Consider the following 20,628-nt stretch of genomic DNA (forward strand, 5'->3'; position numbering starts at 1 on the left):
CCCGACGGAGCACCTGAACCTGGCCCGGTGAAGGTCACCACCCGCACCCTGAGTACCGCCATCGAGGAGGTCCTCATCGGCACCTTCACCCGCGCCGACCTCGAACTTGTCCTTTCCGAGGAACTGGACCTCACCTGGCGCATAGACGCCCACACCCCCGCCGAGGCGGACACGAAGCGCGCCCTCATCAGCGGCTACATCGACTCCTGGGCAGTGCCGCAACTCATCGCGTTCGCGCGCCGCCTCGACGCCGACGTCGAGATCGCCGAGACCTACATCGCAGACCTCCGTCGCTACATCGACGCCTACGACCGGGGCGGAGGGGTCACGGGGCCCTCCAAGAATCTGATCTTCGCCGCGAACGGCCCCAAGCCCGACATCGTCTTGCGTGACGCCGTCAGCAACGACATCGAGATCGTCGCGAACGGCGAGCACTGCCTGGTCTACGACCGCCCCTTCCCACCTGAAGGGCTGAGGTTTTCCCACCTCATCGCGTGGTGGCGCGAACGCGAGGCCTTGCCCGGGGGTCTGTTCGATGACCGTGCGGTAGGTCATCAGCTCCATCGTCGCTTCGCGGCCTCGCTCGACAGCGAGGCCGAACGAGTGGTGTTTGAGGCCTACGCGAAGCGGTACAGGACCTCATACGACATCCCGGCGCTCGTCCCGCAGGTGTACCTGCACTACGACCCCTACGACCAACGGACCCGTCGAAAGTTGTCCAGCGGCACCGTGTTGGGTCGTCAGCGGATGGACTTCCTGCTGCTGTTCAGTGACCGCCAGCGAGTGGTCATCGAGGTAGACGGCAAGCAGCACTACGCCGAGGGCGACCGGGCAAGCCCTGCGCTGTACTCCGCGATGGTCGCCGAGGACAGGCGGCTTCGACTGAGCGGCTACGAGGTCTACCGGTTCGGCGGATACGAACTGACTCAGAGCCCCGACACCGAACCCATGCTCGGAGACTTCTTCGATCGGCTCGCAGCCCGGATGAAGTAGGCCAGAGTCTGGCCAACAGACTCTGTCCTAGCTCGACGCTCTCGTCTCTTTCTGGGACGGCTGGGCCCGGGACGGGCCACTGGCTCCCTCCGACCCGCGCCGCGGCCGGTCCGGTGTCAACGAGTTCTGCGAGCACCTAGGGATCGACTTCAGCAGCCCAACCCCACCGCAGCCCTGCTCGTCCTCGTGGCGGCCGTGCTGGCCACCTGGCGACTGGTCGCGAACCACAGCAGCAAGTCGTAGGCGTCCACCGCGCTCCTCAGGTTGCGCCAGCCGGTCAGGCCGCGACCGCTGTCAGCAAGGGCGCCAGGTCGTCCCTCCCGGCGCATAACACCGTGGTCCGGTGTAGTTGGAGTAGTCCGGCGCAGGGTCCGGCGCAGGGTCCGGCGCAGGGTCCGGCGCGGGTGCGGGCGTGCGGGGGGCCAGATCAGGGCGAGGAGCAGGCGTTCGCGGGAGGACGTGGGCGATGAATCTTCCCGACCATGTCGCCGCACGCCACCGGCGGTCGTCGTCTCCGAAGTCCAGATCTTCGACGTTGCCGTCCTCGCACTCAACCTTCACCGGCTGACCGTCGACCTCGATGGTCAGGTCCCGTTCGCTGGAGCACACGATCAGGGTCCGGTCGTCACATTGGTCCACCACCGTCGTGGCCCGCATTGCGATGGCGGCCTCTCGCTCGATGCAGTCCGTCACGCGGGCAAGCCCCTGGCGCGCGGGCTCGGTCGCGCGCGACGGGCCGGTCTCCGGGTCCGACGTCTGCAGCAGAGAGCACCCGCCGAAGATGAGCGCAATGACGAGGAGAGTCGGCGAGATTCTCATGTGGAAGGAGAACCGGTCTTCAGCATTGCCGAAGCGTATCGACTCGCATCAGGTCGCAGGGCTAGCAAGTCGAGACCACGTCGTCAGCACCGACGAAGGCCTCGATAGCGACGAAGTGGAGGAGTGCGAGATGCCCTTCGTCACCCTCACCTTGCCTCGCTCCCCACCGATGCCCTCGCCGCCGCCGACCTGGCGGGGTCTAGCCGCGGTCGCGGCGGCGCCCAGCTGCAACGACCAGGCCGACCTCCCCGGGCGCTACTGCTTCAGGGGTAGTAGAACCGGCCCATGTGGACCCTGTCCCCGGAGTAGGCGGGCGCATCGCTGCGGAAGGTTCCGGTGACGGTGCTGGCATCCATGTGCCACCCGTCCCAGGGCATGCACCGAAGCGGAACGGTGATGCTCAGGATGTCTTTGGCAGGCTTTCGCGTCACCGCGCCCAGCTCGCACCACTCGTCGGCGCGGGTGTCGTAGGCGTACGCATCACTCCGAGGCTTCTGGGTGAACCCGACCCCCGCGGACTGGTTGATCTTCTCGTTCTGCGGGTGAGAGTCGAAGAAGACCATCTGGTCCCACCGGGTGCTCTTGGCAGCCACCCGCTTGAACTTCACCGACACCCGGTAAGTGTTCTGGTCCACTTCACTCACCCAGGCCCGGCGGATGTCGACGCTCTTCCTGTCCCTGTCGCTGAGACCGTCGGGCGTGTAGATGCGCACGTCACCGGCGGGGTCCTGAGCATCAAGCAGTGCCTCCGCGGCCTGGGCGGGGTGCGGGACGCACAGCCCAAGGATCGACAGGCAGATCGCTGCGGCAAGGCGAACGGACTTCATTCTCAACTCCATGTGACTGCTGAACGGGCCTACCAGGCGACGCAGGCTGCGGGACTCCGATCATCTCCCGAATCGAGCTGGCCCTCCCCCGTTGTTGCCCCTTTCAGGACACGGGTTCCGAATGCGGGCCGGGGTGCGAACCAGCCCGGATGAGAGCTCAGGCTGCGCCGCCCCGCTTCGCAGGGCTCACACCGGCCGCTGTTGGGTCATGGGCGGCGGGCGACCCAACTACCTCCGAGCCGACGCGCTGCCCACTGGGCGGCCTCCCGGTGCTTGGCGTTGGCCGCTCCACGGGTGTCGTACCGGGTGCGCAGCGGCAGGACGAAGACTGTTCGGCGCTGTGCGTACCAGCTGCCCGACAGCGCACGACGGACCTTGCCGGGCTTGCCTGCGGGCACGTGGATGACTCCGACGTACCGCTTCCCGTGCCCGTCCGGGATCTTGGTGATCTCTGCCCGCCGGCGCCCGTTGTACCCGCCGTCCTCGAGCGTGGTGGCGAGCCACGCGCCGTGACCGCGGCCGTCGAGCTGGTTCGCTACAGCCGTGGTGCGGTCGTCGCAGTACGGCTCACACCCCGGCGCTGCTGCTGCCGGACCGACGACGGCCAGCGACGCCCCAACCATCAACAAGAGGAGCGCAAGCAGGGCTGAGCGGCGTCTGTTCACCCGGGCACGGTACGGCTCATCTCGGTCCAAGTCCTGCCACGGTTGGCGGCGGTGCCAAGTTTGCGCCCAGAAAGCCGACAGTGCGCACAGGCCCCGTAGCGCTGCGTGCCTCTGCCCGACGTCAACGCCCCCGGCGCGCCGAGGATGCGTCGGATCGGCGGCGAAACAGACCGCCTTTCGCAAATCACCAAGAACCAGCGACTGTCGGCGCGGGCACATAGCCTCCACCGGTCACCACAACCGGAGGTTCCATGCGCATCCGCTTCGTCCCCATGTTCATCGCCCTGGCCGTCGCCCTTACCGGCCTGCTGGGGTTCACCACCGCAACCGCTCAGGCTGCCGACAAGGACTGCGGCGACTTCGCCACGCAGAAGGCAGCCCAGACGTTCTACATCAACCACGGTGGTCCCCAGAGTGACCCGCACGGCCTTGACGCCGAGGGCGACGGGGTGGCCTGCGAGGGCAACCCCTGCCCCTGCTCCACCGACCAGGGTGGGGGCGGCGGTGGCGGCGACAACGGCGGCGGCGGCAACCCCGAGCCCAAGCCCAAGCGAGCAGCGGCCAAGATCATTCGCGTCGTCGACGGCGACACCGCGAAGGTGAAGTACATCGGCGGCGGCAAGGCGACCGTCCGGTTCCTCGGCATCGACACCCCCGAGGTGTTCGGCGGCGAGGAGTGCGGTGGACCTGAGGCCTCGGAAGCTCTGAAGAACCGCCTCCCGCGCGGCACCCGCGTCGTGCTGATCTCGGACACCAGCCAGGACCTGAAGGACCGCTACGGCCGCCAGCTGCGCTACGTGGAGAAGAAGGGCACGGACGTTGGCCGCGCGATGATTTTCGACGGCAAGGGCGAGGTCTACGTCTACCAGGGCAACCCGTTCAACCGGGTCAAGGCCTACCGCAAGGCCCAGGACAGCGCGAAGGACGCCGACCGCGGCATCTGGGGCGCCTGTTGACACCTCACTCCGGCCTTTGAGCAGGGCCGCTGACTAGGAACGCCTCGAAGGGCCCCCGGGACACCCCGTGGGCCCTTCTGCATGCCACCCGCCACGACATCGCCGCGGCGTTCGACCTTGGCTACTGCACCGTGCTGGGCGCCCATGACCAGGCCGGCGCCCCCGCGCTCCCGCGCCACCGAGACGGACTGGGGCTCAGCCTCGGTAGACCGACGTTGGGTCCTACCGGTCTTGGTTTCGATCTCGCCTTCTGCGCCCCGGCCGAACACCGAACCTCCAGCAGAATGCGGCTGCTGCGGCGGTTGTCAGAACCGCTACGCCCACTACCTGCGCCACTACGGGGATGGTTGCGTTCCCAGACACCACAGCCGCCAGGGCTCCCGCCGGGAGAGCCCACACGAAGACCCACCAGAACGGGACGAGGGCCGGCCGTTTCGGCGCCGAACCGCTGAGACGGGTGTCAACGACACGGTCGGCGTGGAACAGCGCCAGCCCAGTGACCGCCTACGCGACCGGCATCAGCACGGCATCCCAGGCGGACACGGTGCAGATGGTAGGTACAGCCCTAGCAAGTCTCAGCCGGGGTGGATGCCTCCCTGAAGATGCTAGGCCGCAAGGGGCCACGTACCTACGCTTCATCCTGTGGAGGGCGAGTGGGTCAGCCAGGCGGAGGCCGCGCGCCGGCTGGGCTGCACGGTGGGAGCGCTTCGCCGCCTGGCCGATCGCGGCGTGGTGCAGATGACCAGCCCGCCAACGCGCGGCACCCGTCGCCCTCGCAACGCTCCCTCGGTCAGGGCTGCCTCGCTCGAGCAGGCCCGGCAGGTGCTGCAGCAGGATCGAGCCGAGGCCGCCGCACGTCGGGCCGAGAGAATCCCAGGCGCACCACCTGACGGGCAGGTGTGGTTCAGCGTGGCCGAGACAGCTGTCCTCATCGGTGTCAGCCGCTCCCGGATCGGTCAGTGGGTCCAAGCCGGCCGCCTGCCCGCGACTCGACGGCGGCGCCTGTGGTGGATCCGCCGACAGGACGCCGAGGTCGCAGCGAACGCCCGCAGGTTCCGCCAAGCTTGGGGTCGCGATCCGGTCGATCTCGGAAGGGGCTGACCGGACCCGACGGGGACCAGAGTGCAGCCACCAGCTGACAACGTCGCGCGGCGAGGCGGACGCACCTGGCTGAACCTGGGGCGGGCCTCAGGCGAGGTCGGCGTCGCGCCAGCCTGTGTCAGCAACAACATGGCGGTCGAAGTCAGACGCCGACCACCGGTTGGCACCAACTGACAGAGGCCCCTCAGTCCCTCATCCCCACCCCCTCGTGCGACTACGGCCACCCCGCCGACGAGACCGACACCTCCTGCACCACCTGCGACGCCCACCGGATAGCACGCTGCAAGCCCGGCTACCTGGACAAGCTCGCGGTCGCAGCCGTCGACGACGCCGCACGCCGCATCTACGCCGACACGGTCTCCTCCATCGAGGCCACCGCCCGCCGCCTCTACTGGGGCTGGGTCAACGGCCACCAGGACGGCCTGTCCCAGCTGACGCTCATCTCGAAGGGCCACCAGCTCCTCACCGCCGTCCAGGGCCACACCGCCCTCGACTCCGACGTCCAGGACGCCATCTACGCGCTGTTCACGGTCACCCAGGTCGCCAGCATCCACGCCGGCATCAAGGCCCCCGACCCCCAGCTCGTCCAACCCCGAAGACCCCCTCCCGTACACACGGGAGGGGGTCTTGTTGCGCAGTCTCAAGGCACCGGGCAGGCCGCCGGTAGGCTGCAAGCACTGGTCATCGGTGGTCAAGAACGTGAACCGCTCGACGCTTACTCGACGGAAACGAGTGCGGAACCGTGGTCACACCCGGTCACCGATGGCACCCAGGGTTGCTCGAAACCGCAGGTCAGGCGGTAGTCGTGGGCAACGGTGGTCACCCGTTGCGCAATCCGCCCCAGGACAAGGGGTCGCAGGTTCAAATCCTGTCAGCCCGACAGAGTTTCACCAGGTCAGAGGCACTTTCCTCCTCGTGAGGGAGGTGCCTCTGGCCGTGAGGGACGGGTCTGACTACATCTTTGACTACATCGTCACTGACAGAGGTGATCGGTGAAGCGGGCTCCCAGGCCTTCGGTGCACTAACCGGAGGGACCAAGGCAAGCAGGCGAACCAAGCGGGCCGACGGTCCCTGAGGTCGTCTCGCCGCCCTCGGCCCAAGGTGACGATTCCGACATGTAGAAGGTCCGACCTGATGCGGCCGCGGGCACCGGCACGCGCGGACGGACCTGCACGGGTGGTCGATGTGCGATCTGCGTGCACCGGGTGAGTGCGGATCACACGTCGACGTCGTCGTGCCGTAGAGGACACAGCTGCCGCCCGTCGCTACGACGTCACCCTCACCGCCGAGAACCCTGATGGCTCGACCCGGAACGCGGCTGTCCCTGCCACGCTGCCCATGCAGCGGGGCCCGTTCTAGGGTGGCCCGTCGAGGGAACGTTGCACCAAGCTTCGGAGGGCATCCTGAGTACCAGCAAGTCGGATGTTTCCGCAGGTCGGCGCCGCGATGACGAGGTACGTCGGCCGGCGGCCGTCCTGTGGGACATGGACGGCACGCTGATCGATTCGGAGCCGATCTGGATAGCGCAGCAGTTCGCCCTGGTCGAGCACCACGGCGGGACGTGGTCGCACCGACAAGGTCTCGAGCTCGTCGGTTCCGACATGCACGAGACCGCGGACGCGATGCGCGCCGCCGGTGTCGTCCTGGATGCGACGTCGATCATCGCGACACTCGAAGCCGGAGTCATCGAAGCGCTGGCCCAGGATGTGCCCTGGCGACCAGGTGTCCTCGACCTGCTGTGCGACGTCAGGAGCAGTGGGATCCCCGCCGCGATCGTGACGACCTCGGCGCACGAGATGGCGGACCTCGTGGCACGCAGTGCGCCCGAGGGCACGTTCACCTGCATCGTCGGCTCCCAGGACGTCCGGCGCTCCAAGCCGCACCCGGACCCCTACCTCGAGGCAGCACGACTCCTCGACGTCAGCATCGCCGACTGTGTCGCCATCGAGGACTCGCCCAACGGCCTGGCCTCGGCCGTGGCCTCGGGAGCCGTCGCGATCGCGGTGCCGAACGACGCCCACCTCCCGACGCCGGGGAGCTGGCACGTCTGGCCGACCCTCCAGGGCCGGACCGTCGCCGACGTGGAAGGCCTGATGCGCGGCAGGTGACGCCGTCCGCCCCTGGCCGTCGCAGTCGTCCCCGGGCATGTGGCTGACGTGGCTACTAGCCACGCTCGCAGGCCGGCGCCACCTGAAGGACTCCGACGGCGCCACGGTTCCAACCTCCGCGGAGGGTGTTCGCCGCAGGGTGCGTCAGATGGTGTGTCAGATTGGGCGTGGCATGCGTCACAACCGGCAGCAACCGGCGATGGTCAGGCAGTCGCACCCGCGAACGCATTGGAGTGAACAGTGATCATCGGCATCCTCAACGAGGCGCGTGGTGGCGAGACGCGAGTGGCCGGGACCCCCGCCACCGTCGCCACGTTGATAGCCCTGGGATACGACGTGGTGGTCGACGCGGGCGCGGGTGCCGGGTCCAGCCTCAGCGATGAGGCGTTCGTTGCTGCCGGCGCAACGGTCGGCACGGCGACGGATGCCGATGTGGTCCTCGGGGTGAATCCACCCTCCACGGCCCAGCTGGATGCGCTCAAGCCTGGAGCCACGCTGGTGAGCATGCTCGCCCCAGGTCTGGACCCCGGCCTGGTGGCCGACCTCGCTGGTCGTCCGATCACGGCACTGGCAGTGGATGCGGTGCCGCGGATCTCGCGAGCGCAGTCGCTGGACGTGCTCAGCTCGATGGCCAACATCGCCGGCTACCGAGCCGTGATCGAGGCGGCCCATGTCTTCGGCCGGTTCTTCACCGGTCAGGTGACCGCCGCGGGGAAGGTGCCCCCGGCCAAGGTGCTGGTGTGCGGTGCCGGCGTCGCGGGTCTGGCCGCGATCGGTTCGGCGGGGGGCATGGGCGCCGTCGTCCGGGCCACCGATCCTCGACCCGAGGTCGCCGACCAGGTGCGCTCCCTGGGCGGGGAGTACCTCGCGGTCGAGGCCGCCGACGTCGAGGTGTCCGCGACCGGGTACGCCAAGGAGATGTCGCAGGACTACGCCGCGCGCGCGGCCGCGCTCTACGCAGCGCAGGCCAGCGACGTCGACATCATCATCACGACCGCCCTGATCCCGGGTCGTCCGGCGCCTCTCCTCATCGATGCCGCGATGGTGGCGTCGATGAAGCCCGGCAGCGTCATCGTCGACATGGCCGCGGCCAACGGCGGCAACGTCGAGGGTGTGGTCGCCGGCAAGACGGTCGTGACCGCCAACGGGGTCACCATCATCGGCTACACCGACCTGGCCGGTCGGCTGCCGGCCCAGGCCTCGCAGCTCTACGGCACCAACCTGGTCAACCTGATGAAGCTGCTCACCCCCGGCAAGGACGGTCAGCTGGTCCTCGACCTCGACGACGTCGTCCAACGCGGCATCACCGTGGTCCACGACGGCGAGCTGGCCTGGCCCCCGCCGCCCGTGGAGGTCTCGGCCGCCCCGGCGCCGACGGCCCCCCAGCCGGACTCACCGGTCAAGCAGCCGGTCTCCACCCGTCGCCGCGTCGGCACGGTGGCGGTCGCAGGCGTCCTGCTGTTCCTGCTCGCGGCGCTGGCGCCGAGCGCCCTGCTGGGCCATCTCACGGTGTTCGTTCTCGCCATCGTCATCGGCTACTACGTGATCGGGCACGTGCACCACGCGCTCCACACCCCGCTGATGTCGGTGACCAATGCGATCTCCGGGATCATCGTGGTCGGTGCCCTGCTGCAGATCGGGCACGGCTCCACGGTGATCACCGTGCTGGCCGCCGTCGCGATCACGCTCGCCAGCATCAACATCTTCGGCGGCTTCGCCGTGACCCGCCGCATGCTCGCGATGTTCTCGCGCAGCTGACCAGGAGCCCACCCACATGACTGCCGAAACCGCTGCCCAGGCGGCGTACATCGTCGCTGCCCTCCTGTTCATCCTGGCGTTGGCCGGTCTCTCCAAGCACGAGACGGCCCGCCTGGGGAACTCGTTCGCGATGGCCGGCATGGCTGTCGCCCTCCTGGCCACCGTCGCTCTGGCGGTCGAGCAGGACCTCTCGGTCCCGGGCCTGGGGCTCCTGGTCGTGGCGATGCTCCTCGGCGGCGCCGTCGGGCTCCGTCGCGCCAAGGTGGTCGAGATGACCGGGATGCCCGAGCTGATCGCCCTGCTGCACAGCTTCGTGGGCCTGGCCGCCGTGCTGGTCGGATGGAACGGCTACCTCCTGGTGGAGGCCGACCCCGACGGCCCCGAGGCGGCGTTGCTCGACGCCGTGGGCACCCTCGGCATCCACCACGCCGAGGTGATGATCGGAGTCTTCATCGGTGCCGTCACCTTCACCGGCTCGATCATCGCCTTCCTGAAGCTCTCGGCCCGGATCGGCTCCAACCCGTTGGTGCTGCCGGGCAAGAACCTGCTGAACCTGACGGCGTTGGGGCTCGTGGGGGTCCTGACCGTGTGGTTCGTGATCGACCCCCAGCTGTGGTTGCTGATCGCCGTCACCCTGGTGGCCCTGCTGCTCGGCCTCCACCTGGTGGCCTCGATCGGCGGCGGCGACATGCCCGTGGTCGTCTCCATGCTCAACAGCTACTCGGGCTGGGCAGCTGCGGCCGCCGGCTTCCTGCTGGAGAACAACCTGTTGATCATCACCGGTGCCCTGGTCGGCTCCTCGGGTGCCTACCTCTCCTTCATCATGTGCAAGGCGATGAACCGATCCTTCCTCTCCGTCATCGCCGGTGGGTTCGGCATCGAGGCCGGTCCCGGGGACGACAGGGACTACGGCGAGCACCGCGAGATCAACGCCGAGGGGGTGGCTCAGCTCCTGGCTGAGGCTGACCGCGTCATCATCACCCCGGGTTACGGAATGGCGGTCGCACAGGCCCAGCACGGGGTCGCCGAGCTGACGCGCAGGCTCCGCGACCGCGGCGTCGACGTCCGCTTCGGCATCCACCCGGTCGCGGGCCGGCTGCCCGGCCACATGAACGTGCTCCTGGCCGAGGCCAAGGTGCCCTACGACATCGTGCTCGAGCTGGACGAGATCAACGACGACTTCGCCGACACCGCCGTCGTTCTCGTCATCGGCGCGAACGACACCGTGAACCCTGCCGCGAACGACGACCCCACCAGCCCCATCGCCGGCATGCCGGTCCTCACCGTGTGGGACGCCGACGACGTCGTCATCTTCAAGCGCTCGATGGCCTCCGGCTACGCCGGCGTGCAGAACCCGCTGTTCTTCCGCGGGAACTCCGCGATGATCTTCGGAGACGCAAAAGAGCGGGTCGAGGACATCCTGCGCGTCCTCTAGACGATCTGGGCCGACCCGCGCTCAGCGACCCACAGCTGACCACGCATCGCAGCCCGACCCGCGGGGGCCCGTCCACGCTCCTCGGTCGGTCCTGACACGACCGCGACGAGCGACGAGCGACGAACGGCGGACTGGGCCCGTCGACGCATGACCGAAGGCGGCTCTTCAGCGTCGAGCGCGTCACCCCACGCACTCCCGGCGGCCCGCGCTTCACGCGGCGAGACGTCCCGGGCGGCGACGTGGGGGAGTTCGTCTCCGCACGCTTCAAGGGGTCGGACATCAACGCATGGCCGTGTCGGGGCACGGTGATCCTCCACGCACCCGCGCGAGATGTCCTGCCCTTCGCCGGGGACGGAACCGAACGAGCGCTGGGCGAGCGTCGATGCAGCCTCGAGGTCGGCTCGTGGTCCTGGGGCGCGCTGGCCGCCTCCTTCGGACGCTTCGCGGTCTCGATGGAAGTCGTCTCGCCTCCACAGTTCAACGAAGCCTTCGCAGAGCTGGCGGGGCGGTACGCAGGGACCGCACGCACCCACGATGCCGGCCCGTGATGCGCCGCAGCCAAGTCCCGCGTGGGTGCCCCGGCGAACCGGAAAACGCACCCGCTGCGCCGTACACGGAGTACGTTGCAGTGGCCGACAACACCCACGCGACACCACACCCAGCGCGGATGCGGAGCGCGCCTGGGAAGTCGTGGCCCGGTGGATGGTCGCGGTCCGCGAGGTCGCGGTTGGGCCCGCCGTCAGGCCTGGCGTTCGAATGTCAGCAGCAAGCCGTCGACCCCGCCGGGACCGACTCGGCCCTTGACCTCGACCGAGGTGATGGCTTTGAGCTGCCACCCCTGCGAACCATGCTCGTTGAGGATCTTCTGCAGCTTGTCGCCAGACATCTTGCCCCCGATCATCTTCTCGCGGACCTCGACGACTTTGTAACTGAACATGAAGCGTCCTCTCGTTGGTCTCGCACGTTAGCGGGTTCAGCGACTCGTCCGGGCGGCCCGAAGGTCCGGGGGAGCTGTGCCGCAAGACCGTGCCGAGGCCACCCCTCCCGGCCCCACCAGACCACAGATCAGATGCCACCTGCTGTGCAGTGGCCGCGCAGACCGGGTGGTCCCGACCCCAAGACCCGCGCACTCACGTCGCGCGGTGAGCCGCAGTGGAGCAGCGACGGCCCGCCGCCCCCACCAGGGGACGACGGGCCGTCGAGCGGTGGTCGTCGGGTCAGCCCACGTGGACCGGTGCACCCTCCGCGCCATCGGTGGCCAGCTCGCTGGCCTTGACGTTGAGGAACGCCCAGATCGCGGCCGAGCCGAGCGCGATGAGGACGGCGCCGACCAGGAACGCGGCCGTGGCGCCCTCGGTGAACGACCCGATGTAGGCCAGGCCGTTGGCGCCCTCGGGCGGGATCCCCTGGGCTGTGAGGTCGCGGACCAGGGAGGTCTTGGTGCCGTCGGCCGCGCTCAGCGAGACGGTGCCGAGGATGGCCAGGCCGAGAGCGCCGCCGACCTGCTGCATGGTGTTGAGGACGCCGGAGCCGATACCGGAGTCCTCGGCACGCAGGTGGTGCACGGCGGTCAGGGTGAGCGGCACGAAGGTCATGCCCATGCCGATCGACATCAGGACGATGAACGGGAAGATCGAGGCCCAGTAGTTGACGTCGGCGCCCAGGAAACCGTCACCGTTCGCCACGGCGAGGAGGTCGGCGGTGCCCGTGGGCACCTCGAGGCGGGAGAAGCCGACCAGGGCGGCCGCGGCCATGAGGGTCCCGACCCCGGCGATGAAGCGGGGGGCGACCCGGTTGACCAGGTTGGACGACAGGGCGGCGCCGATGACGATGCCGACCGAGAACGGCAGGAACGCGAAGCCGGTCTTGAGGGGGCTGTAGCCGATGACGAGCTGGATGAAGAGGCTGAGGAAGTAGAACATCGCGAACATCGCTGCGGGCACGAGCGCCATCACCAGGAAGCTGGTGGCGCGGGTGCGGTTGTTGAAGACGCGCACCGGCAGCAGCGGGTGGGACACACGGGACTCCACGACCGCGAAGACGGCGAGCAGCGCGACACCGGCCGCGAGCGAGGCGATGGTCCACGGGTCACCCCACCCGTGCTCCGCCTCGCCGGCGCGGCTGAAGCCGTAGACGAGGCCGAGCAGGCCGAGGGTGCCGGTGACGGCGCCGGGTACGTCGAGCTGGCCGGGGTGCGACGCCGACTCGCGCAGGAAGCGCGGGGCCAGGAAGGCGGCGACGAGGCCGATCGGGACGTTGATGAGGAAGGTCAGCCGCCAGCCCTCGAGACCGATGACCGGGTCGAGACCGGTGAGCCAGCCACCGAGGATGAGGCCGACCGCGGCACCGGCGCCCGACATGGCGGCGTACACGGCGAAGGCGCGGTTGCGGGCAGGACCGGCAGGGAACGTGGTGGCGATCAGGGCGAGCGCGGCCGGGGAGGCCAGCGCCGCACCGAGGCCCTGCAGGCCGCGCGAGGCGAGCAGCATGGCCTCGTTCTGCGCGAACCCGCCGATGAAGCTGGCGACCGCGAAGACGGCGAGGCCGATCATGAAGACGCGGCGACGGCCGTACAGGTCGCCGAGGCGGCCACCCAGCAGCAGCAGGCCACCGAACGCCAGGGCGTAACCGGTGACGATCCAGGTGAGGTTGGCGTCGGCGATGCCGAGGTCCGCGCCGATGAAGGGCAGGGCGATGTTGGCGATGGAGGCGTCGAGCACCACCATCAGCTGGGCCATGGAGATCAGGACGAGCGCCCACCCGAGGTGGAGCTCCTTCTCTTGCTTGTGAGCCGGGGTGGGAGCCACCTCGGCGTCGGAGACGTCGGTCATCAGGAGTCCTTCTGTTCGTGAGTGCGGTGCGAGGTGGGCCCGACGGCGACGGCGGGCAGGATGATCTGGTCGACGACCCGCTCGATGGCGGTGGCGTCGGGGGTCTCCCCGAGGAGGAACTGGCGGTGGAGGACGATGCCGGGCAGCGCAGCCGTGACGATGTCGAGGTCGACGTCGTCACGGATCTCCCCGCGGTCGCGGGCCCGCGTGAACACCTTCAGGCTGAGCTCGGCCTTCGGGCCGATGAAGTCACGGCGGAAGGCCTCGGCGAAGTCCTGGTCGCGACCGATGGCCGTGATGACGCTGGCCAGGATCGTGGTCTGGCGCTGGTCGGTCAGCCCGCCCATGCCGCAGAACATGCCGAGCAGGTCGCCACGCAGGGTGCCGGTGTCGGGGGCCGTCTGCGGCTCCTTCTGCGACTTCAGCGCGTCGATCACCAGGACGGCCTTGCTCGTCCAGCGGCGGTAGAGAGTCGCTTTGGACGCGCGAGCGGTCGAGGCGACGGCGTCCATCGTGAGGCGGTCGTAGCCGACGTCGGCGAGGACGTCGAGCGTGGCGTCCAGGATCTCCTGCTCTCGGTCCCCCTCGACACGGGGTCGCTGGCCGGCCTCGCTGGCGGTGGATCCGGAAGAGGCGGTCATGGTCGTGCGTCCTTCGTCAGTCGATGGAACGGTACTGTTTCGTTCCATCAAGACGGTACGGATCGGTTCTATTCCTGTGAAGCCAGATTTCTTCGAACAGTTCATGAACGGCTCGCGCCACCCCGGCGGCTCGAACGCGCTGCCGATCGGACCGCCGGCTCCGGGTCGTCCGAGGTAGACACGGCATCAGGGGTGGCAGACCATGGCGGACATGAAGACGATGAGGGACAAGGTCTCGTTCTGGAGGGAACCGAGCATGCGCCAGGTCGCGCGGGACTACCCGTGGGGCGTGGCGCTGGTCTTCCTGCTCGGCGTCGTGTTCTGGTTCGGGATCGTCGGCCCGCTGCTCGACTGACCTGAGGCTGCCTCCTCGAGGTCGGCCCCGGCGCGCGGGGCCTTCCCGTCTCGATGCGTGTCTGTCATGCTTTCCCGACCGGTCGGGAAAGTAATCAGAAGGCAGGCAGTCATGACAGAGCAGCTCGATCCCGAGCACCTCGACTTCCAGTCGATGTGTCGCACGTTCACCGACAAGCAGGTCCGTCCGCTGGTCGCCGAGGCCGAGGCCGAGGGCTTCCCCGCACTCGAGCTGTGGCGTGAGATGGGTGCCGCAGGCCTGCTCGGGCTGATGACGCCCGAGGAGCACGGCGGCAGCGGTCAGGACCCGCTCGCTGTCGCCATCGTGGCCGCCGAGCTCAGTCGGGCTGCGGGGGGCATGGCGATCGGGCCCATGGTGAGCGCCTACATGGCCGGGACCCACATCGTGGAGTACGGCACCGCCCAGCAGCGTCAGCGATGGTCGGCCCCGCTCGCGGCCGGTGAGGCGATCGCCTCGATCGCCGTCACCGAGCCCGGTGCCGGTTCCGACGTCGCCGGGATCACCACGAAGGCCGTCGCGACCGACGAGGGCTACCGGATCAGCGGCCAGAAGATGTACATCACCAACGCCGGGTACGCCGACGTCATCATCGTCGGAGCCAAGACCGAGCCCGACCTCGGGCACCGCGGGATCACGACGTTCCTGGTCGAGGCCGGGAGCGAGGGGCTCTCCGTGGGGGCGCCGTTGTCCAAGATGGGGTGGCACTCCTCCGACACCCGGGAGGTCGTGCTGGAGGACGTGCTCGTGCCGCACTCGGCCGTCCTGGGCGACCTGAACCGCGGTTTCTACCAGATCATGACGGCCTTCCAGCTCGAGCGCATCGTGCTCGCGGCCATGGGGGTCGGGCACGCTGCCGAGGCGCTCGCCCTGGCCACGCGCTACGTCTGCGACCGCATGGCGTTCGGTGCGCCGCTCATCGAGAAGCAGGTCGTCCGGCACAAGCTGGCCACGATGGAGATCGAGCTGGACACCGCCCGCCTGATCACCTTCCTGGCCGCCTCCCAGCTCAGCGCCGGCCACCCCGACGCGGCCCGGACGGTTGCGAAGGCGAAGTACCACGCCGCGGTCGCAGCAGCGCGGGTCGTCGACGACGCCGTCCAGCTCCACGGGGGGTCCGGGTACGTCGAGGAGTCCGACATCGCCCGGCACCACCGCGACGTCCGGATCCTGCGGATCGGTGGCGGTACCGACGAGGTGCAGCTCGACATCCTGGCCAAGGCGTTCGTCTCCGGCTGAGCCCAGCCACGGCCGCACCGACCGGCAGTCGTCCGCCCACCCGTTCGAGGAGGAACCCATGTCCGACAACCTCACCGCACTCATCGCAGCCGAGCTCCTACCGCTGCGCCCGGAGTGGATCTCGCCGCAGTACCAGGACGAGGCGGCGGAGGCGCGCGCGCTCGACGCCCAGGATCCGGACCTGTACTGGGAGTGGGTCGCTGCCCGGCAGCGCTGGCAGCGGCCCTGGACGACGCTGCGGCGTGGCGAGCTCGGCGACTTCGAGTACTACGTCGGTGGGCGCATCAACGTCGCGGACAACTGCGTCGACCGGTGGGCCGAGGACCCGGTGGTGCGCGACCGGCCCGCCGTCATCTGGGAGGGCGAACCGGGCGACACCCGCACGGTGACCTATGCCGAGCTGGCCGACCAGGTCGGGCGGCTGGCTGCCGGGCTGCTCGAGCTGGGTGTGAGACGCGGCGACGTCGTCGCGATCTACCTGCCCAACACCATCGAGGCCTTCGTCGCGGTGCACGCCTGCAACAGGATCGGGGCGGTCTACACCATCCTCTTCTCCGGGTTCAGCGAGGAGGCGACCCGGTCTCGGCTCGAGCAGGCCGAGGCGAAGGTCGTCATCGTGGCCGACGGCAGCTACCGGCGCGGCCGGGTGGTGCCGCTCCTGGAGACGCTGAGGGCGGCCCGGGCGTCGCTGTCGGTGCAGCCGACGACGATCGTCTTCGACCGGACGGGATCGGGACCCGTGCTCACCTCGGGCGAGGTGGACTACGACCGGTTGGTCCGGGCCCAGACCGAGTGGGCGCCGATGGAGGAGATGGACCCGAACGAACCCGCCTTCCTGATCTTCACCAGCGGGACCTCGGCCAAGCCCAAGGGTGTCGTCCACAGCGTCGGCGGCTTCCTCGTCGGCACCTGGGCCAACGCCCACTGGCAGGTCGGTCCCGAGGACGGCGACGTCTACTGGGTGGCCGCCGACGTCGGCTGGCTGACCTTCCCGATCCAGGCGGTCGTCGGTGGACTCGCCAACGGCATGACCGTCCTGTGCTACGAGGGCGCGCTGGACACACCGACCGACGAGAGGTTCTTCGAGGTGTGCGAGAAGCACGGGGTCACCAAGGTCCTCGCCGCGCCGACCGTCCTGAGGGTGCTGCGGGGGGTCGACCCCGACAAGCGCGCCGCCCACCCGTTGCCTGCGCTGAAGCTGGTCACCGCGCAGGGTGAACCGCTCGACAGCGAGACGTTCACCTGGGCGATGGAGGGTCTCGGGGCCGGGGTGCCTGTGATCAACGCCTACGGCCAGACCGAGACCGGTTCGACGTGGACCTACCCGATCTACGGCGTCGACGCTCTCAAGGCCGGATCGGCGGGGACGCCGGTGCCCGGTCACGCGTGTGCCGTGGTCGATGCCGAAGGCCGTCCCGTGCCGGCCGGGGTGAAGGGGGACCTGGTCATCACCCGACCGTTCCCGACGCTGGCCCGCACGGTCTGGAAGGACCCGCAGCGCTACCGCGACGCCTACTTCAGCCGGTTCCCCGGCGTCTACGCCACCCACGACGAGGCCGTGGTCGACGGGGAGGGTCACCTCTGGGTCCTGGGTCGCTCCGACGACGTCATCAACATCGCCGCGCACCGGATCTCCACGATGGAGATCGAGGAGGTCGTCGGCAGCGTCCCCGGGGTCCTGGAGGCCGCCGTGGTGGGGGTGCCGGACGCGACCAAGGGGACCGTGCCCGTCGCCTTCGTCCGGCTGGGCCAGGGCGCGCCCGCCGACACCGAGGAGGCGATCCTGGCCGCGGTGCCCCGGGAGCTGGGCAGGTACGTCCAGCTGGCCACGGTGTACGTCGCCGGTGCACTTCCTCGCACCCGCACCGGCAAGACCATGCGCAGGCTGCTGCGCGACGTCGCCGCGACCGGACGGGCGACCGGCGACACGAGCGCCGTCGAGGACGTGGCCGTCCTCGACGACATCATCGCCCTGGTCTCGAAGCCCGCGACGACCCAGGAGGCCGAGGCGTGAGCGCCCCCCGTACGTCCCGGGGCCTGTGGTTCGAGGAGCTGGAGCCCGGGACGACCGTGCAGCACGCGGTCCGGCGGACCGTCACCGAGACCGACAACGTCATGTTCACGACGATGACGATGAACACCGCGCCCCTGCACCTCGACGCCGCCTACGCCGCGACGACGGAGTTCAAGAAGCCGCTGGTCAACAGCATGTTCACGATGGCGCTGGTCGTCGGCATCTCGGTGACCGAGCTGACCCTGGGCACGATCGTCGCCCAGCTCGGGATCTCCGAGGCGACCTTCCCCGCTCCCGTCTTCACGGGCGACACGATCCGGGTGGAGACCGAGGTGGTCAGCGCGCGGGAGTCCAGGTCCCGCCCGGACGCGGGGCTCGTCGTCTTCGAGCACCGTGCCTACAACCAGCACGACCTGCTCGTGTGCCGTCTGCAGCGCACCGGGCTGATGTGCAAGGAGCCGGTGGATGGCTGAGGCGTCTCGCCCGCCGGTCCTCGAGCAGATGGAGGTGGCCCTCGCAGGCAACGATGCCAGCCGCTGGTCCGACAAGATCCCGGTCCGCGACCGGATCACCCTCCTGCTGGACCCGGGCACCTGGGTCGAGGACGGGTTGCTGGCCAACGCCACCGAGGACGGCCTGGCCGCAGACGGCGTCCTGACCGGCGTCGGGGAGGTCCACGGGCGCAAGGTCGCCGTGATCGCGCACGACTTCGCCGTCAAGGCCGGGTCGTGGGGTGCGCTGAACGTCGAGAAGCAGGTCCGCATCCTCGAACGCGCCGACCGCGACCTCCTGCCGGTGTTCTACCTCGTCGACTCCGCCGGCGGGCGCCTCACCGACCAGTACGGGTTCTTCCACGGCCGGCGTGGTGCGTCGAGGATCTTCCAGCTCCAGGTGGCCCTATCGGGCCGGGTGCCCCAGATCTGCTGCCTGCACGGGCCGTCGGCGGCCGGCGGTGCCTACATGCCGGCCTTCACCGACTGGGTCGGCATGGTCAACGGCAACGCGTCGATGTACCTGGCCTCCCCCCGCGTGGCCGAGAAGGTCACCGGGGAGAGGACCACGCTCGAGGAGATGGGCGGGGCGATGATGCACGCCAGCGTCTCCGGCTGCGGCGACGAGGTCTTCGACACCGACTGGGAGGTCGTCGCAGCCGCCCGTCACCTGCTGGCGTACCTCCCCGACAGCTGGGAGCGGGCACCGTCCCGCCAGGAACCCCGTGCGCCGGCACACCACGACTGGCCCGCCGACCTGATCCCCGAGGACCCCCAGGCCGGGTACGACGTGCGCGAGGTGGTCGACCGCTTCGTCGACGCGGACAGCTTCTTCGAGGTCAAGGCGCGCTGGGCCACCGAGATGGTCGTCGGCCTGGCCCGGCTGGACGGCGACGTGATCGGGATCGTGGCCAACCAGCCGTCGGTGCGCAGCGGTGCGATCTTCGTGGACTCCGCGGACAAGGCCGCCCGGTTCATCAGCATGTGCGACGCGTACAACATCCCGCTGCTCTTCCTCCAGGACGTGCCCGGGTTCATGGTGGGTGCGGCGATCGAACGCCAGGGGATCATCCGGCACGGCGCGAAGATGGTCACCGCCATGGCCAGTGCGGAGGTCCCGAAGATCACCGTCGTCCTCCGCAAGGCGTACGCCGCCGGCTACTACGCCATGTGCGCTCCCGGTTTCGAGCCGCGCGCGACCCTGGCCCTGCCGGGGGCGGCGATCGCCCCGATGTCACCGGAGGCCTCCACCAACGCGATCTACGCCAAGAGGATCGAGTCCATCGCGGACCCGGACGAGCGCGAGGCGTTCGTCGCCGAGAAGATCGCCGAGCAGTCGGTCGGTGCCGACCTGGTCAACGTGGCGAGCCGCCTGGTGGTGGACGCCGTCGTACCCCCCCTGCAGCTCCGGGCCGAGCTGGTCGACCGGTTCCGCGCCGCTGCGGGCTGGAGGAGACCACCGCCTCGCCGGCACCACGTCATCAGCCCCGTCTGACCCAGGGTGCCCACCGCAACGCGACCCCACGACGAGGAGGACCCTGTGCCGAAAGCGCTGATCGCACCCCGGAGCATGCTGTTCATGCCGGCCGACAGACCGAGGATGGCCGCCAAGATCCCGGGGACCGACCCCGACCTGGCCGTGCTCGACCTCGAGGACGCCGTCGCTCCCGGGGCGAAGGCGGCGGCCCGGCTGGCACTGCGGGAGTGCCTGGCCGACGGGGTGGTCCTCGGCGGCAGGTCGGTGGTCCTCGTGCGCGTCAACGAGGTCGGCAGTCCCTGGTTCGAGGACGACCTGGCCCTGGTCCGAGAGCTCGCGGCCACGTCAGGACCGGTCGGCGTGGTGGTCCCGAAGGTCGAGCGGCCCGAGGACGCGGCCACGGTGCGGGAGGTCCTGCCCGACGTCCAGCTCGTGGTCGGCCTCGAGAGCGGCCTGGGCGTGCTCGAGGCGCGCGCGATCATGGCCTCGGGCCCGGACGGGTGCTACTTCGGAGCCGAGGACTACATCGTGGACCTCGGTGGTCGCCGGACCGCGAGTGGTGCGGAAGTGCTGTTCGCGCGCAGCCAGGTCGTCCTCGCCGCCTCCGTCAACGGCCGGTTCGCGATCGACGAGGCCGTGGTCGCGGTGCGTGACGACGACGTGTTCACCGAGGACGCCGAGCGGGGACGCGACCTCGGGTACGACGGCAAGATCTGCCTCCACCCACGCCAGGTGGAGCTGGCCCACCAGAGCTTCAGCCCGACCCCTGCCGAGCTGGAGCACGCGCGTCGGGTCCTGGAGGCCGCGGCCGACGGCGTCGGCGTCGTCGACGGCCTGATGGTCGACCACGTCCACCTGAAGCAGGCCCAGGCGCTGCTGCAGCGTGACCAGGGCTGACGC

General features: G+C 69.5%; 19 protein-coding genes. 13 read left to right on the top strand and 6 right to left on the bottom strand.

The window, feature by feature from the left end; all coding sequences use genetic code 11:
• Positions 1–27 precede the first annotated feature (27 nt).
• Complete coding sequence (locus tag ENKNEFLB_RS10520; RefSeq protein ID WP_214059133.1) at positions 28–993, top strand: hypothetical protein; 966 nt, start codon at positions 28–30, stop codon at positions 991–993.
• 294 nt (positions 994–1,287) lie between these two features.
• Here ENKNEFLB_RS10520 and ENKNEFLB_RS10525 read toward each other — a convergent pair whose 3' ends face one another.
• From ENKNEFLB_RS10525 to ENKNEFLB_RS10535, 3 genes are all read right to left on the bottom strand, one after another.
• Positions 1,288–1,812, bottom strand: a complete 525-nt coding sequence (locus ENKNEFLB_RS10525) for a hypothetical protein (RefSeq protein ID WP_214059134.1) — start codon at positions 1,810–1,812, stop codon at positions 1,288–1,290.
• Positions 1,813–2,075: 263 nt separating this feature from the next.
• Positions 2,076–2,639, bottom strand: a complete 564-nt coding sequence (locus ENKNEFLB_RS10530) for a hypothetical protein (RefSeq protein WP_214059135.1) — start codon at positions 2,637–2,639, stop codon at positions 2,076–2,078.
• A 206-nt stretch (positions 2,640–2,845) separates the two neighbouring features.
• Positions 2,846–3,304 carry a hypothetical protein gene (locus ENKNEFLB_RS10535; RefSeq protein ID WP_214059136.1) on the bottom strand — a complete coding sequence of 153 codons (459 nt, stop codon included), beginning with the start codon at positions 3,302–3,304 and terminating at the stop codon, positions 2,846–2,848.
• Between the two features lie 251 nt (positions 3,305–3,555).
• On the opposite strand from ENKNEFLB_RS10535, the gene ENKNEFLB_RS10540 reads away from it, so the two are divergent.
• The 6 genes from ENKNEFLB_RS10540 to ENKNEFLB_RS10565 all read left to right on the top strand — a co-directional run bounded on the left by ENKNEFLB_RS10540 (position 3,556) and on the right by ENKNEFLB_RS10565 (position 11,210).
• Positions 3,556–4,260: a thermonuclease family protein gene (locus ENKNEFLB_RS10540; protein WP_214059137.1), complete on the top strand. Its 705-nt coding sequence runs from the start codon at positions 3,556–3,558 to the stop codon at positions 4,258–4,260.
• A gap of 738 nt (positions 4,261–4,998) precedes the next feature.
• Entirely contained in the window at positions 4,999–5,361 is a 363-nt protein-coding gene (locus ENKNEFLB_RS23160) for an excisionase family DNA-binding protein (RefSeq protein WP_420830549.1), read from the top strand.
• Positions 5,362–6,740: 1,379 nt separating this feature from the next.
• Entirely contained in the window at positions 6,741–7,469 is a 729-nt protein-coding gene (locus ENKNEFLB_RS10550; protein WP_275955957.1) for an HAD family hydrolase, read from the top strand.
• Positions 7,470–7,709: 240 nt separating this feature from the next.
• Positions 7,710–9,227, top strand: coding sequence for a Re/Si-specific NAD(P)(+) transhydrogenase subunit alpha (locus tag ENKNEFLB_RS10555; RefSeq protein WP_214059140.1), 1,518 nt, complete (start codon positions 7,710–7,712; stop codon positions 9,225–9,227).
• A 16-nt stretch (positions 9,228–9,243) separates the two neighbouring features.
• Complete coding sequence (pntB, locus tag ENKNEFLB_RS10560) at positions 9,244–10,662, top strand: Re/Si-specific NAD(P)(+) transhydrogenase subunit beta (RefSeq protein WP_214059141.1); 1,419 nt, start codon at positions 9,244–9,246, stop codon at positions 10,660–10,662.
• A 239-nt stretch (positions 10,663–10,901) separates the two neighbouring features.
• On the top strand, positions 10,902–11,210 hold the full coding sequence (locus ENKNEFLB_RS10565; protein ID WP_214059142.1) for a hypothetical protein: 309 nt from the start codon (positions 10,902–10,904) through the stop codon (positions 11,208–11,210).
• Between the two features lie 191 nt (positions 11,211–11,401).
• Here ENKNEFLB_RS10565 and ENKNEFLB_RS10570 read toward each other — a convergent pair whose 3' ends face one another.
• The 3 genes from ENKNEFLB_RS10570 to ENKNEFLB_RS10580 form a co-directional block, all read right to left on the bottom strand.
• A complete protein-coding gene (locus tag ENKNEFLB_RS10570; RefSeq protein ID WP_214059143.1) occupies positions 11,402–11,599 on the bottom strand; it encodes a DUF4177 domain-containing protein in 198 nt (65 codons plus the stop codon).
• Between the two features lie 280 nt (positions 11,600–11,879).
• Positions 11,880–13,493: an MFS transporter gene (locus tag ENKNEFLB_RS10575; protein ID WP_214059144.1), complete on the bottom strand. Its 1,614-nt coding sequence runs from the start codon at positions 13,491–13,493 to the stop codon at positions 11,880–11,882.
• Positions 13,493–14,134: a TetR/AcrR family transcriptional regulator gene (locus ENKNEFLB_RS10580; protein ID WP_214059145.1), complete on the bottom strand. Its 642-nt coding sequence runs from the start codon at positions 14,132–14,134 to the stop codon at positions 13,493–13,495. Before ENKNEFLB_RS10580 ends, ENKNEFLB_RS10575 begins: the two co-directional genes overlap by 1 nt.
• Positions 14,135–14,345: 211 nt before the next feature.
• Between ENKNEFLB_RS10580 and ENKNEFLB_RS10585 the strand changes: the two genes are divergently transcribed.
• The 6 genes from ENKNEFLB_RS10585 (at position 14,346) to ENKNEFLB_RS10610 (ending at position 20,625) form a co-directional block, all read left to right on the top strand.
• Complete coding sequence (locus ENKNEFLB_RS10585; RefSeq protein WP_214059146.1) at positions 14,346–14,489, top strand: hypothetical protein; 144 nt, start codon at positions 14,346–14,348, stop codon at positions 14,487–14,489.
• Positions 14,490–14,600: 111 nt separating this feature from the next.
• Entirely contained in the window at positions 14,601–15,746 is a 1,146-nt protein-coding gene (locus tag ENKNEFLB_RS10590; RefSeq protein WP_214059147.1) for an acyl-CoA dehydrogenase family protein, read from the top strand.
• A gap of 58 nt (positions 15,747–15,804) precedes the next feature.
• The gene (locus ENKNEFLB_RS10595) at positions 15,805–17,760 is read left to right on the top strand and encodes an AMP-binding protein (RefSeq protein ID WP_214059148.1); all 1,956 of its coding nucleotides are present in this window, start codon (positions 15,805–15,807) and stop codon (positions 17,758–17,760) included.
• A complete protein-coding gene (locus ENKNEFLB_RS10600; protein ID WP_214059149.1) occupies positions 17,757–18,233 on the top strand; it encodes a MaoC family dehydratase in 477 nt (158 codons plus the stop codon). The genes ENKNEFLB_RS10595 and ENKNEFLB_RS10600 overlap by 4 nt, the downstream gene beginning before the upstream one ends.
• Complete coding sequence (locus ENKNEFLB_RS10605; RefSeq protein ID WP_214059150.1) at positions 18,226–19,746, top strand: acyl-CoA carboxylase subunit beta; 1,521 nt, start codon at positions 18,226–18,228, stop codon at positions 19,744–19,746. The genes ENKNEFLB_RS10600 and ENKNEFLB_RS10605 overlap by 8 nt, the downstream gene beginning before the upstream one ends.
• A 75-nt stretch (positions 19,747–19,821) precedes the next feature.
• Complete coding sequence (locus ENKNEFLB_RS10610) at positions 19,822–20,625, top strand: HpcH/HpaI aldolase/citrate lyase family protein (RefSeq protein ID WP_275955965.1); 804 nt, start codon at positions 19,822–19,824, stop codon at positions 20,623–20,625.
• Positions 20,626–20,628 lie beyond the last annotated feature (3 nt).

This window comes from Nocardioides aquaticus (genome assembly GCF_018459925.1).
Taxonomy (GTDB): domain Bacteria; phylum Actinomycetota; class Actinomycetes; order Propionibacteriales; family Nocardioidaceae; genus Nocardioides; species Nocardioides aquaticus.

What these genes read in the sequence shown, in the direction of transcription:
- ENKNEFLB_RS10525 (WP_214059134.1), bottom strand. Translation starts at nt 1,812, where the DNA reads ATGAGAATCTCGCCGACTCTCCTCGTCATTGCGCTCATCTTCGGCGGG.
- ENKNEFLB_RS10570 (WP_214059143.1), bottom strand. Translation starts at nt 11,599, where the DNA reads ATGTTCAGTTACAAAGTCGTCGAGGTCCGCGAGAAGATGATCGGGGGC.
- ENKNEFLB_RS10590 (WP_214059147.1), top strand. Translation starts at nt 14,601, where the DNA reads ATGACAGAGCAGCTCGATCCCGAGCACCTCGACTTCCAGTCGATGTGT.
- ENKNEFLB_RS23160 (WP_420830549.1), top strand. Translation starts at nt 4,999, where the DNA reads ATGACCAGCCCGCCAACGCGCGGCACCCGTCGCCCTCGCAACGCTCCC.
- ENKNEFLB_RS10575 (WP_214059144.1), bottom strand. Translation starts at nt 13,493, where the DNA reads ATGACCGACGTCTCCGACGCCGAGGTGGCTCCCACCCCGGCTCACAAG.
- ENKNEFLB_RS10605 (WP_214059150.1), top strand. Translation starts at nt 18,226, where the DNA reads ATGGCTGAGGCGTCTCGCCCGCCGGTCCTCGAGCAGATGGAGGTGGCC.
- ENKNEFLB_RS10610 (WP_275955965.1), top strand. Translation starts at nt 19,822, where the DNA reads ATGCTGTTCATGCCGGCCGACAGACCGAGGATGGCCGCCAAGATCCCG.
- ENKNEFLB_RS10595 (WP_214059148.1), top strand. Translation starts at nt 15,805, where the DNA reads ATGTCCGACAACCTCACCGCACTCATCGCAGCCGAGCTCCTACCGCTG.
- ENKNEFLB_RS10580 (WP_214059145.1), bottom strand. Translation starts at nt 14,134, where the DNA reads ATGACCGCCTCTTCCGGATCCACCGCCAGCGAGGCCGGCCAGCGACCC.
- ENKNEFLB_RS10530 (WP_214059135.1), bottom strand. Translation starts at nt 2,639, where the DNA reads ATGAAGTCCGTTCGCCTTGCCGCAGCGATCTGCCTGTCGATCCTTGGG.
- ENKNEFLB_RS10585 (WP_214059146.1), top strand. Translation starts at nt 14,346, where the DNA reads ATGAAGACGATGAGGGACAAGGTCTCGTTCTGGAGGGAACCGAGCATG.
- pntB (WP_214059141.1), top strand. Translation starts at nt 9,244, where the DNA reads ATGACTGCCGAAACCGCTGCCCAGGCGGCGTACATCGTCGCTGCCCTC.
- ENKNEFLB_RS10540 (WP_214059137.1), top strand. Translation starts at nt 3,556, where the DNA reads ATGCGCATCCGCTTCGTCCCCATGTTCATCGCCCTGGCCGTCGCCCTT.